The 10,321-nt window shown below is 59.4% G+C and carries 10 protein-coding genes and 2 rRNA genes (1 of these 12 running past the window's edge); 6 read left to right on the top strand and 6 right to left on the bottom strand.

Translation table 11 applies throughout. The annotated features are described in order from the left end of the window. Positions 1 to 1,730, top strand: a 23S ribosomal RNA gene (locus PBDP_RS20410); it begins 1,162 nt to the left of the window's first position. Between the two features lie 171 nt (positions 1,731 to 1,901). After that, positions 1,902 to 2,017: ribosomal RNA gene (rrf, locus tag PBDP_RS20405) — 5S ribosomal RNA — on the top strand. 115 nt (positions 2,018 to 2,132) lie between these two features. On the opposite strand, the gene PBDP_RS20400 is transcribed toward rrf, so the two are convergent. Further along, entirely contained in the window at positions 2,133 to 2,534 is a 402-nt protein-coding gene (locus PBDP_RS20400) for a lysozyme inhibitor LprI family protein (RefSeq protein ID WP_116833087.1), read from the bottom strand. A 147-nt stretch (positions 2,535 to 2,681) separates the two neighbouring features. On the opposite strand from PBDP_RS20400, the gene PBDP_RS20395 reads away from it, so the two are divergent. Then, on the top strand, positions 2,682 to 3,140 hold the full coding sequence (locus PBDP_RS20395; RefSeq protein WP_109754535.1) for an SRPBCC family protein: 459 nt from the start codon (positions 2,682 to 2,684) through the stop codon (positions 3,138 to 3,140). A gap of 464 nt (positions 3,141 to 3,604) precedes the next feature. Here the strand turns inward: PBDP_RS20395 and PBDP_RS20390 are convergent, their stop codons facing one another. Both PBDP_RS20390 and PBDP_RS20385 read right to left on the bottom strand, forming a co-directional pair. After that, positions 3,605 to 4,000 carry a hypothetical protein gene (locus tag PBDP_RS20390; RefSeq protein ID WP_502936854.1) on the bottom strand — a complete coding sequence of 132 codons (396 nt, stop codon included), beginning with the start codon at positions 3,998 to 4,000 and terminating at the stop codon, positions 3,605 to 3,607. Between the two features lie 160 nt (positions 4,001 to 4,160). After that, positions 4,161 to 5,108 carry an AraC family transcriptional regulator gene (locus PBDP_RS20385; RefSeq protein ID WP_212801244.1) on the bottom strand — a complete coding sequence of 316 codons (948 nt, stop codon included), beginning with the start codon at positions 5,106 to 5,108 and terminating at the stop codon, positions 4,161 to 4,163. A gap of 202 nt (positions 5,109 to 5,310) precedes the next feature. Between PBDP_RS20385 and PBDP_RS20380 the strand changes: the two genes are divergently transcribed. Continuing rightward, complete coding sequence (locus PBDP_RS20380) at positions 5,311 to 6,048, top strand: SDR family oxidoreductase (protein ID WP_212801243.1); 738 nt, start codon at positions 5,311 to 5,313, stop codon at positions 6,046 to 6,048. 225 nt (positions 6,049 to 6,273) lie between these two features. On the opposite strand, the gene inhA is transcribed toward PBDP_RS20380, so the two are convergent. Further along, positions 6,274 to 6,960 carry an isonitrile hydratase gene (inhA, locus tag PBDP_RS20375; RefSeq protein ID WP_212801242.1) on the bottom strand — a complete coding sequence of 229 codons (687 nt, stop codon included), beginning with the start codon at positions 6,958 to 6,960 and terminating at the stop codon, positions 6,274 to 6,276. A gap of 100 nt (positions 6,961 to 7,060) precedes the next feature. Between inhA and PBDP_RS20370 the strand changes: the two genes are divergently transcribed. Next, positions 7,061 to 8,053, top strand: a complete 993-nt coding sequence (locus PBDP_RS20370) for a GlxA family transcriptional regulator (RefSeq protein ID WP_212801241.1) — start codon at positions 7,061 to 7,063, stop codon at positions 8,051 to 8,053. Here PBDP_RS20370 and PBDP_RS20365 read toward each other — a convergent pair. Together PBDP_RS20365 and PBDP_RS20360 are read right to left on the bottom strand one after the other, a co-directional pair. Beyond that, complete coding sequence (locus tag PBDP_RS20365; RefSeq protein WP_212801240.1) at positions 8,022 to 8,924, bottom strand: alpha/beta fold hydrolase; 903 nt, start codon at positions 8,922 to 8,924, stop codon at positions 8,022 to 8,024. The genes PBDP_RS20370 and PBDP_RS20365 overlap by 32 nt on opposite strands. A 28-nt stretch (positions 8,925 to 8,952) precedes the next feature. Beyond that, a complete protein-coding gene (locus tag PBDP_RS20360; protein WP_109754543.1) occupies positions 8,953 to 9,330 on the bottom strand; it encodes a hypothetical protein in 378 nt (125 codons plus the stop codon). Positions 9,331 to 9,911: 581 nt separating this feature from the next. On the opposite strand from PBDP_RS20360, the gene PBDP_RS20355 reads away from it, so the two are divergent. Further along, the gene (locus tag PBDP_RS20355) at positions 9,912 to 10,277 is read left to right on the top strand and encodes a DUF6124 family protein (RefSeq protein WP_212801239.1); all 366 of its coding nucleotides are present in this window, start codon (positions 9,912 to 9,914) and stop codon (positions 10,275 to 10,277) included. Positions 10,278 to 10,321: the final 44 nt, after the last annotated feature.

The raw sequence follows: 10,321 nt of genomic DNA, 5'->3' as shown, positions 1-10,321 counted from the left end.
GCAAGTGATGCGGTAGAGGAGCGTTCTGTAAGCCTGTGAAGGTGAGTTGAGAAGCTTGCTGGAGGTATCAGAAGTGCGAATGCTGACATGAGTAACGACAATGGGTGTGAAAAACACCCACGCCGAAAGACCAAGGTTTCCTGCGCAACGTTAATCGACGCAGGGTTAGTCGGTCCCTAAGGCGAGGCTGAAAAGCGTAGTCGATGGAAAACAGGTTAATATTCCTGTACTTCTGGTTATTGCGATGGAGGGACGGAGAAGGCTAGGCCAGCTTGGCGTTGGTTGTCCAAGTTTAAGGTGGTAGGCTGGAATCTTAGGTAAATCCGGGATTCTAAGGCCGAGAGCTGATGACGAGTTACCCTTTGGGTGACGAAGTGGTTGATGCCATGCTTCCAAGAAAAGCTTCTAAGCTTCAGGTAACCAGGAACCGTACCCCAAACCGACACAGGTGGTTGGGTAGAGAATACCAAGGCGCTTGAGAGAACTCGGGTGAAGGAACTAGGCAAAATGGCACCGTAACTTCGGGAGAAGGTGCGCCGGTGAGGGTGAAGCACTTGCTGCGTAAGCCCACGCCGGTCGAAGATACCAGGCCGCTGCGACTGTTTATTAAAAACACAGCACTCTGCAAACACGAAAGTGGACGTATAGGGTGTGACGCCTGCCCGGTGCCGGAAGGTTAATTGATGGGGTTAGCTAACGCGAAGCTCTTGATCGAAGCCCCGGTAAACGGCGGCCGTAACTATAACGGTCCTAAGGTAGCGAAATTCCTTGTCGGGTAAGTTCCGACCTGCACGAATGGCGTAACGATGGCGGCGCTGTCTCCACCCGAGACTCAGTGAAATTGAAATCGCTGTGAAGATGCAGTGTATCCGCGGCTAGACGGAAAGACCCCGTGAACCTTTACTATAGCTTTGCACTGGACTTTGAATTTGCTTGTGTAGGATAGGTGGGAGGCTTTGAAGCGTGGACGCCAGTTCGCGTGGAGCCATCCTTGAAATACCACCCTGGCAACTTTGAGGTTCTAACTCAGGTCCGTTATCCGGATCGAGGACAGTGTATGGTGGGTAGTTTGACTGGGGCGGTCTCCTCCTAAAGAGTAACGGAGGAGTACGAAGGTGCGCTCAGACCGGTCGGAAATCGGTCGTAGAGTATAAAGGCAAAAGCGCGCTTGACTGCGAGACAGACACGTCGAGCAGGTACGAAAGTAGGTCTTAGTGATCCGGTGGTTCTGTATGGAAGGGCCATCGCTCAACGGATAAAAGGTACTCCGGGGATAACAGGCTGATACCGCCCAAGAGTTCATATCGACGGCGGTGTTTGGCACCTCGATGTCGGCTCATCACATCCTGGGGCTGAAGCCGGTCCCAAGGGTATGGCTGTTCGCCATTTAAAGTGGTACGCGAGCTGGGTTTAGAACGTCGTGAGACAGTTCGGTCCCTATCTGCCGTGGACGTTTGAGATTTGAGAGGGGCTGCTCCTAGTACGAGAGGACCGGAGTGGACGAACCTCTGGTGTTCCGGTTGTCACGCCAGTGGCATTGCCGGGTAGCTATGTTCGGAAAAGATAACCGCTGAAAGCATCTAAGCGGGAAACTTGCCTCAAGATGAGATCTCACTGGGACCTTGAGTCCCCTGAAGGGCCGTCGAAGACTACGACGTTGATAGGCAGGGTGTGTAAGCGCTGTGAGGCGTTGAGCTAACCTGTACTAATTGCCCGTGAGGCTTGACCATATAACACCCAAGCAATTTGTAACTCCAAGCTGAAGAGCGAAGAGACCAGATTGCGGTGTGTGAAGACGACACGAACCGAAAGTTCGCATCGCTCACGAACGCAACACACAAATCTATCGCATACCCATTCGCTGGCACGTGACCGCAAGGCACGCACCGGCTACCGAATTTCTTGACGACCATAGAGCATTGGAACCACCTGATCCCATCCCGAACTCAGAAGTGAAACGATGCATCGCCGATGGTAGTGTGGGGTTTCCCCATGTGAGAGTAGGTCATCGTCAAGATTAAATTCCGAAACCCCTATCTGCTGACGCAGGTAGGGGTTTTGTTTTGCCTGCAAGAAAAAGCTTGGCCAAAAAAGGATGACCTGTGGGGCCATCCTTTTTTACATCGTGGCCCTTAAGCCTCGGGTACTGGACAGCTCAGATCCCCTTCCTTGCACTTGAGATAGGTCTTGAATGCTTCGACCCGGGCTTTGGTCTGGGTCGTGATGCAATTGTTGTAGATCAGTGGATACACGCTGCCGCCCTCGACCCCAGAGGCGGAAAAATTGCATTCGGCGTCACGGAAGCCTATCCAGGCACGCTGGGCCTTGACCAGCATTTGCTTGGCCTCGGGATTGTCCTTCAAGCGTGCTGTGATCTGCTTGTACAAGCTGTTCAGCTCGTTGTCGGCGGCCTTATTCTCTTTGGCTGCGCATTGGTTCATTTCGCCTTGGGTGGTGGCGTTGGCGCAGTCGTCGGCCTGGGCAACAGTGAAGAAAAGCAGCGGCATCAAGGCCATAAGCAAGCGTGGGGACATGTTCGGTCTCTCCTTGAGGGGTACACCGTGGGAGTTTACATCGCCCATGCAGTTTTAAAGGTAGCGAGTGCTAAACAAGAGTCTGATACAACTTTCCGGTTGGCCTCGTGGTCTTACAAGCCTACTGTTGAAACACAGAGGTGACTCATGCATTCATCCGATCGCATTGAAAGAAAGATCCTGCTCAAGGCTCCGCGCTCTCAAGTCTGGCGAGCCCTGGCCAATGCCGAAGCCTTCGGCCAATGGTTCGGTGTCGCCCTTGAGGGGAAACGGTTTGTGGCAGGTGAGCGTACCCAGGGGCAAATCACTTACCCAGGTTACGAGCACCTCATCTGGGACGTGGCGGTGGAGCGGGTGGAGCCAGAGCGTGTGTTCTCGTTTCGCTGGCATCCTTACGCTGTCGAGCCGCAGGTGGATTATTCCCAGGAGTCTGAAACCCGGGTGCAATTCGAACTCGAGGACATGGATGGCGGTACCTTGCTCAAAGTCGTGGAGTCGGGCTTCAACAATATCCCTGAGGCCCGTCGGCTCAAGGCTTTTCGCATGGACAGCCGTGGCTGGGACGAGCAGATGGCCAATATTGAAGCCTTCCTGAGCAAGTCTTGATCCTGGCCTGCTGATAGGACTAAGGGTTTTCGGAGGGACTGGTATAGCGAATGTCTTACACGAGATGGTAGCTATGTCGTCTATTTCATTTTGGATCCGAGGCGTAATCTGGACTCATCCACTGAAGCACAGGAAGTGCTCAGGATCAGGGACGATCGACCTTGCAAGGAAAGCTATCGACAGGGAGTCGTAATGGTCTTGGAAAAACCCGCTTCGGCGGGTTTTTTTTCGCCCACAAAAAAGTCTGGAAAGGTTCCTATAGCGAAACGCTTACACGCTGTTGCTGCTTTCTCGTCTTTTCCAGAAACTCCGGTGGGCCTAATCTGTGTCCATCCACTGGGTACAGGGAGTGCTCAGGGTCATGGATGATTGGACCAGGCATGGAATGCCGGACAGGGAGTCAAATTGGTCCTCAAAAAACCCGCCTAGGCGGGTTTTTTTTCGTCTGTGAAAAAGTGAGCTGATCATGCCAGGCGCCGGGCCATGATGCGGTCGGAACCATCGGCCGCCAAGGTTTGGCCGCCAGGTGTCCGGTCCGCGCCATCGGCCGCCAAGGTTTGGCCGCCAGGTGTCCGGTCCGCGCCGTCGGCCGCCAAGGTTTGGCCGCCAGGTGTCCGGTCTGCGCCATCGGCCGCCAAGGTTTGGCCGCCAGGCGTGCGGTCCGCGCCATCGGCCGTCAAGGTCTGCCCCCCAGGCGTCCGATCGGCACCATCAGCGGCCACAGGCTGCTGGTAGTCGCTAACTTGGGTAAAGAAACGGTCTTGTTGCTGGCTCGGCAAGGCGAACGCACTGGCGCTCAGGGCGAAGGCGGTAACGGCGATCAAAGTGTTGAACGTTTTCATGGTAAAGACTCCGGTCATATCAAGGGTCGAGTGCCGGGTCGTTCAGATATCGCGATCTGCTGAACCCGTTGCAGCGGTGACGGTTGTCTTGCTGCATGGGTTCAGATTAGGGGCGAGGAAGGGGCGGGCGTTAGACGGATACTGTCCTGGTTTTGCCTGATCCTGTTTGTGAGCAGGATCAGGCGCTACTGGCTTGCAGCGCCTGGGCGCGCAAACGAGCGATGTCCTTGCTCGGCGAGGCGCCAAATAGACGACTGTATTCACGACTGAACTGCGAAGGGCTTTCATACCCCATCTTGTAGCCAATTGACGAAACGTCGCTGTTCTCCGCCAACAACAACCGTCGGGCTTCCTGCAGGCGCAGCTGTTTCTGGTATTGCAGCGGGCTCATGGCGGTCACGGCTTTGAAGCGGTGATGCAGGGCCGAAGGGCTGAGATTGATCATTTGTGCCAGGCTGTCGATGCTCAGCGGCTCGGCGTAATGGGTATTGAGCCACTCGATGGCGCGGCTGATGCGATGGGTCTGAGTGTCGGGAATGGCGATTTCGTGCAAGCGCTGGCCTTGGGAACCACGCAGCAGCCGGTAGAAAATCTCCTGCTGGGCCAATGGCGCGAGGGTGGCGATATCGTCCGGGCTGTCCAACAGCCGCAGTAAACGCAGCATCGCGTCGAGTAATGGCGCATCGATGCGGTCCAGGAACAATCCACGTCCGCTTCTTTCGGGCGGCACGCCGATAGGGCTGGCGTCGGCGATCAGGCGGCAGATCTGTGCCGGATCGATGTCGAGGCGGATGCACAGGTAGGGACGCTCGGGACTGGCTTCAATCACCTGGCCAGCCAACGGCAGGGTCACCGAGACAACTAGGTAGTTGAGCGGGTCATACACGTAGCATTCGTCCGCCAGGCGCACTTCCTTGCGCCCCTCGATGATCACGCACAAACCAGGCTTGTGCACGGTGTGCAGCGCCTCGGTTGGCTGGTCGCTGCGGATCAGGTGCAAGGCCTCGATGGCCGTGGGGTGGACGCCGAACTCCGGCGCAAAGCGCTTCATCAAGCTCGCCAGTTCAGCGCGGCGCTGGCTGACGCCGTCGTCTGGCGCTATGTGGATGGACGTGGATACCGACATGCCGATCAATCTCCCAGACCAAATAAGTAGACCGCGCTAGTAAAACCGATTGCGCGGCTGTCGGCCAGAGTCGGTTTTATCGCTACAGGATCGTGCAAGTGCGCAGGAGGATCCGGCTAACCCGGGCCAGGGTCGATTCCCTAATCTGGACCTGTCAAAACGCTCCCACCGGGGGCCAACACATCCAGACGAGGAAACCATCATGTCCGATATTCAAAACAAAGTAGTGGTCATCACGGGTGCCAGCAGCGGGATCGGTGAAGCAACGGCGCGGCTGCTCGCGGCTCGCGGTGCTCGTGTCGTGCTGGGCGCCCGGCGCATCGATCGTTTGCAAACACTGGTACACGAACTCGAAACCGCCGGCCAGCAAGCGGTCTGCAAAGCCGTGGACGTGACCCGTCGCGATGACGTCCAGAACCTGATCGACTTTGCTGTCGAGCGGTTCGGTCGTGTCGATGTGATCATCAACAACGCCGGGGTCATGCCGCTCTCCAAGCTCGAAGCTCTGAAAGTCGAGGAGTGGGACCGCATGATCGACGTCAACATCCGTGGCGTGCTTCACGGCATCGCTGCCGGCTTGCCGCTGATGCAGCGCCAGCGCAGCGGCCAGTTCATCAACATCGCGTCCATCGGTGCCTATGCCGTCAGCCCGACTGCCGCCGTGTATTGCGCCACCAAGTTTGCCGTGCGAGCGATTTCCGAGGGCTTGCGCCAGGAAGTCGGGGGGGATGTGCGCGTAACGGTGATTTCCCCTGGCGTGACCGAGTCGGAACTGGCCGAGAGCATTTCCGATGAAGGTGGACGTGCCGAAATGCGCGAGTTCCGCAAGATCTCCATTCCGGCCGAAGCCATCGCCCGGGCAATCGCCTACGCCATCGAACAACCGGCGGACGTGGACGTCAGCGAACTGATCGTGCGACCCACCGCCAGCCCGTTCTGAGTCGAGGCCGACCCAACAGGAAACCCTCATGAGCAGGTTGTATCGCCACGAGGGGAAACCTGACCATTGTGGCGAGGGAGCTTGCTCCCGCTGGGTTGCGAAGCGACCCCAGGATTTTGCGCCTGCTGCGCAGTCGAGCGGGAGCAAGCTCCCTCGCCACAATGGTGACTGCCTCAAGCCTGTGCCCAGCCCAACATAGTCTGTGCCTAGTCTTGAGGTCCATCGTTACGCCCGTTCCAACCGCGCCGCAGCACGTTGGGTGATTTGCGAGCGCACCCGGAACGACTCGGCCGCACGCCGGTTTGCTTCTTCCAGCACGCGCGTCGGCGCGGTGTCCGGGCTGCCGGCGTTGAACGGCGGGGCAGGGGCGTATTCGAGTTGCAGTTGGACCAGTTCAGCGGTGTCCTGGTCGAACAGTTCGGCCGCCAGGGTCAAGGCAAAATCGATCCCGGCGGTAATGCCGCCACCAGTGAACAGATTGCCATCGCGGACCACGCGGTCCTTGACCGGCGTCGCGCCCAGGGTTTGCAGCAGGCTGTGATAGGCCCAATGGGTGGTGGCGCGCTTGCCCCGCAACAGACCCGCCGCACCGAGCACCAGCGAGCCGGTGCACACCGAGGTGATGTATTTCGCCTCGGCGGCTTGCCGCTTGATGAAGGCCAGCGTCTGCTCGTCTTCCATCAGGGGGCCGACGCCGGTTCCACCAGGAACGCAGATCACGTCGAGCTTCGGGCAGTTCTCGAACGTGGTGGTGGGCAACAACACCAGCCCGGTGCTGGCGGTGACCGGGGCCAGGTCCTTCCAGATCAGGTGGACCTTCACGTCTGGCAACGAGGCCAGCACGTCGTAAGGGCCGGTCAGGTCCAACTGCTGGACTTGAGGGAATAACAGCAAACCGATCTGCAACGTCATGTCGCGTTCTCCTGTGGATGATTGCCCGAGGGGTGGACGGTTCTACTTTAGATCCGTAGGCTCTGGCGTATACGCCAATAAACCCACGAATCACGCCAATATGCCCAACCCACCGAAAACCGTGCATGTCCTGGCCTTCGCCAACGTGCAAGTGCTGGATGTCACCGGGCCCTTGCAGGTGTTTGCCTCGGCCAACGACCTGGCCCGCCAGCAAGGCCTGCCATTGCCCTACGCGCCGACGGTCATCGCCGTGGGGGGCGGGGCGGTGATGTCCTCGGCGGGCTTGGCGCTGCTGGCCGAGCCGCTGCCGAGCGAAGGCAGCGATACGCTATTGATCGCCGGTGGCTGGGGTGTGTACGAGGCGGCGAAGGATCCGACGCTGGTGGCCTGGGTCAAGGATCACGGCCTGCGGTCGCGGCGGGTGGCATCGGTGTGCACCGGAGCGTTTCTGCTGGCCGCCAGCGGTTGGCTGGACGGACGACGCGTGGTGACGCACTGGACCCGCTGCGAACAACTGGCCGAGCAACATCCGCAACTGCGGGTCGAACCCAACCCGATCTTTATCAACGACGGTCCGGTGTGGACCTCGGCTGGGGTCACGGCTGGCATCGATCTGGCCCTGGCGCTGGTCGAGGAAGATCTGGGCCGCACGGTGGCCCTGGAAGTCGCCCGGCATCTGGTGGTGTTCCTCAAGCGTCCTGGTGGTCAATCGCAGTTCAGCGTGACGTTGTCGCTGCAAAAACAGGGCAGTCGATTCGATGACCTGCATGCCTGGATCGCCGAAAACCTCACCCGTAACCTGGGCCTGTCGAGCCTGGCCGCCGAGGTGGGCATGAGTGAGCGCAGTTTTGTCCGGCACTACCGCGCCGACACCGGCCAGACCCCGGCGCGGGCGGTAGAGTTGATTCGCGTGGAAACCGCTCGCCGTCTGTTGTCCGACACCGCCGTATCGATCAAGCGGGTGGCAGTGCAATGCGGCTTCGGCAGCGAAGAAACCCTGCGCCGCAGTTTCCTGCGGGCCATGGGCGTAACGCCGCAGGCCTATCGCGAGCGGTTCGCCGTCAGCCCTCAAGCAGATCCAGCAATGCCTTGAGCGTGGCCTCGGGGGCTTCCTGGGGAATGTTATGGCCAACACCGGCCAGCACTCGGCGCTCATAGAAACCTGTGAAATGCCCGGCGTCTTCGTCGTGTTCCGGCGCGGGCCCCACGCCGTCATCGGCGCCGCACAGGGAAATGCTCGGCACGCTGATGGCCGGTTGTGCCGCAAGCCGTTCCTCCATCCACTCCAGCGTCGGGTCGCCCGGCGCGTACATGAAGCGATGGCGGTAGGAATGGATCACCACATCGACGAAGTCCGGGTTGTCGAACGACGGGGCGCTGAGGGGATACAGTTTGGCGCCGCGCTTCCAGGTGGGGGACCACAGGCGCCAGAGCAATTCACACAATTCACGGCGGTTTTGCGTCAGGCCTTCGACACCCCGCGCCGTGTGAAAATAGTACTGGTACCACAATCGATGTTCGGTTTCCGGGGGCAGTGGCTGCGTGGAACGGGGAATGTCCTGCAGGTTGTAGCCGTCGCCGGTCACCAGGCAGCGCACGCGCTCGGGCCACAGTGCCGCGACGATACACGCCGCCCGGCCGCCCCAGTCGTAGCCGCACAGTGCCGCTTGGGGAATGGAAAGCGCGTGCATCAGGTCCAGCAGGTCTTGCGCCAACGCCGCTTGTTGGCCGGAGCGCAGGATGGCCGGGTTGTTGAAGCGGGTCGGGCCGTAGCCGCGCAGGTAGGGCACGATGACCCGGTAGCCACGCTCGGCCAAGGCGGGCGCGACTTCATCGAAGGCTCTCGGGTCGTAAGGGAAACCGTGCAGCAGGATGATCGGCTCGCCGCTGGCGGGGCCATGCTCTTCGTAAGCGATGCGCAACAGCGGCGTGACTGCGAAGTTGACCTTGGGATTCAAGTTCATGTTGGCCTCCGGTATAGCGCGGTTGCAGTCAGGCGGGTTCCTGATTGACGTATTTGGCCCGATCCGGCGTGAAGGTCACGATCATCTTCGTGTTGGCGCAGGTCAGGGTGCGCTCCTGAGTCAGGTCGATGTCCAGGTCTTCACCGCGCAGGCCCTGCCATTGGGCGAGGTATTTGAGGCAGCCGAATTTTTCGCTTTTTTTCAGGCTGCGGCTCACGCCACCTTTCCAGCCCAGCACGGGCAATTCACCGGCCAGGCAGCGTTGTGCCAGTTCGGGAAACTTCACCGCGCGCTCGCGACCGATTTCCCAGCATTTGATCAAGCCCCGGTCCTGGCCTTCCCAGAGGTCTTCGCGGGTCAGGCCTGTTCGGGGTGGGGTGGTGATGGGGCGTTTGATATGAGTCATGTCAGATCCTTGAGTCGGGTTTTTATCGGGCAGCTCCGCTGCACCCGTGAGTGCATCGATCTTAGGAGAGGGTTGTGGGGCTGGCAACTCGAAAGGGGGGCGTAACTAGTTTTTGTGGCGAGGGGATTTATCCCCGCTGGGCTGCGAAGCGGCCCCTGTAACCAGCGCTTCGGTGCATCAGGCAGATTGAGTTGACTGTTTAGGGGGCTGCTGCGCAGCCCAGCGGGGATAAATCCCCTCGCCACAGTGGTGCGGTGTTCCTACAAAAAAATAGGTGAACCGGAATTTTCTGACGAGTCGCGGCGGTTGCCGGTTAGGAAAGGGCGGGGATAGGCTTTGCTCGTCGCTGCAAAATCAGCGACCGGGTTTGGTCACCCGTCCAATGTCAGGCGCACACGCGCCAACCTCAGCATGTCGGCGCTTTTTTGTGTGCTTGACGGTATGCTTTGCGGTGGGCTGTGCGCGGGGCACTTTCGAGTGCGCCGGGTGCCTGACTTCCCGGTTGACCAACCTGCGTATAGCCCACCACCCTCGTTTGGTCACGAGGTGGGTGAGCTCAACTTCAAGTCAGGAGTTTCACTATGGTCAAGATCACCCCCAACCCGCCACGCGCCGAAGACCTCTCTACCTACACCACCCTCGACACAAAAAAACTCCGCGAAGCCGCCGACCGGGCGTTGAACATCCACTTGTCGCCCACCCCGCCCAAACCCGACACCCAGGACGGCCAGGTTTTCACCGTGGTCCCCGGCCTCAACACCGAATCGGTGCTCACCACCCTCAGCGAAACCCTCGCCTCGGCCGATGCGCTGGTCAGTGACCTGGGGTTCGAGTTGGAAGGTTCCCGGCGGCATGTTGCGCTGGGGATTCAGCAGTTGATCGAGCTGGCCCGATTGCTGGCCAACCGAGCGTTGGATGACATCGAACTGGCTGACTCAACGCAGTAGCCAGCACACCGCTTTCTCTGTGGCGAGGGAGCTTGCTCCCGCTG

The organism is Pseudomonas sp. St290, from assembly GCF_018325805.1.
In the GTDB taxonomy this organism is placed as follows: domain Bacteria; phylum Pseudomonadota; class Gammaproteobacteria; order Pseudomonadales; family Pseudomonadaceae; genus Aquipseudomonas; species Aquipseudomonas bijieensis.
Note: the sequence above shows the minus strand (reverse complement) of the source record. Positions and strands in the feature narration are given on the sequence as shown.

Coding starts and splice junctions, on each gene's coding strand:
- PBDP_RS20390 (WP_502936854.1), bottom strand. CDS start 4,000: ATGACCGGAGTCTTTACCATGAAAACGTTCAACACTTTGATCGCCGTT.
- PBDP_RS20385 (WP_212801244.1), bottom strand. CDS start 5,108: ATGTCGGTATCCACGTCCATCCACATAGCGCCAGACGACGGCGTCAGC.
- PBDP_RS20355 (WP_212801239.1), top strand. CDS start 9,912: ATGGTCAAGATCACCCCCAACCCGCCACGCGCCGAAGACCTCTCTACC.
- PBDP_RS20380 (WP_212801243.1), top strand. CDS start 5,311: ATGTCCGATATTCAAAACAAAGTAGTGGTCATCACGGGTGCCAGCAGC.
- PBDP_RS20400 (WP_116833087.1), bottom strand. CDS start 2,534: ATGTCCCCACGCTTGCTTATGGCCTTGATGCCGCTGCTTTTCTTCACT.
- PBDP_RS20360 (WP_109754543.1), bottom strand. CDS start 9,330: ATGACTCATATCAAACGCCCCATCACCACCCCACCCCGAACAGGCCTG.
- PBDP_RS20370 (WP_212801241.1), top strand. CDS start 7,061: ATGCCCAACCCACCGAAAACCGTGCATGTCCTGGCCTTCGCCAACGTG.
- PBDP_RS20365 (WP_212801240.1), bottom strand. CDS start 8,924: ATGAACTTGAATCCCAAGGTCAACTTCGCAGTCACGCCGCTGTTGCGC.
- inhA (WP_212801242.1), bottom strand. CDS start 6,960: ATGACGTTGCAGATCGGTTTGCTGTTATTCCCTCAAGTCCAGCAGTTG.
- PBDP_RS20395 (WP_109754535.1), top strand. CDS start 2,682: ATGCATTCATCCGATCGCATTGAAAGAAAGATCCTGCTCAAGGCTCCG.